Raw genomic sequence first — 679 nt, 5'->3', positions numbered from 1 at the left:
CCAAGATCAGGAAGAAAATTAATGCCAGACCGAGAGAAAAACTCAATTTCTCGACTCCGGCTGAGGTCTTTTTCAAAAATATTTCGTAATGTTGCACTCGCTGGTTGACTCTGCCCAAACAGACAGAGGCATAAGGAAATAAAAATCAGTCTTCGCAAATTACAAAAAAAACACTATATTTGCATACGTTACATTCCTAAAACACCGGCAATTATGGACAGAAGAGAACTCAGCGACAGATACGTCAACCCCTATACCGACTTCGGATTCAAGAAACTGTTCGGCACCGAAATAAACAAGGACCTGCTCATCAGCTTCATCAACAGCCTCCTGCACGGAAAAGAAGTGGTGAAAGACCTGACCTACCTCAATACGGAGCATTTAGGCACCGGCGAGGCAGACCGCAAGGCGGTGTTCGATGTGTATTGCGAAAACGAAAACGGAGAGAAGATACTGGTAGAAATGCAGCGCGGAGAACAACAGTTCTTCAAGGACCGAAGCTTGTATTACGCCACCTTCCCCATTCGCGAACAGGGACAGAAAGGGGAATGGAATTACAAGCTGAAAGCCGTATATGTCATCGGCATCCTCAACTTCACCTTCGACGAGCAGAGCGATGATTTCTATCACCACGAAGTGAAGCTCATGGACACCCGGACCAAAGAAGTGTTTTATGACA

The 679-nt window shown here is 45.7% G+C and carries 1 protein-coding gene; it reads left to right on the top strand.

Annotated elements, in window-relative coordinates:
• Positions 1–213: 213 nt before the first annotated feature.
• Positions 214–679: Rpn family recombination-promoting nuclease/putative transposase (locus B5F25_RS20955; RefSeq protein WP_140407022.1), on the top strand; the 466-nt coding region annotated here is incomplete at its 3' end.

The organism is Bacteroides sp. An19, from assembly GCF_002160215.1.
In the GTDB taxonomy this organism is placed as follows: domain Bacteria; phylum Bacteroidota; class Bacteroidia; order Bacteroidales; family Bacteroidaceae; genus Phocaeicola; species Phocaeicola intestinalis.
The sequence above is the reverse complement of the archived record's forward strand: the minus strand, read 5'-3'. Positions and strand labels throughout refer to the sequence as shown.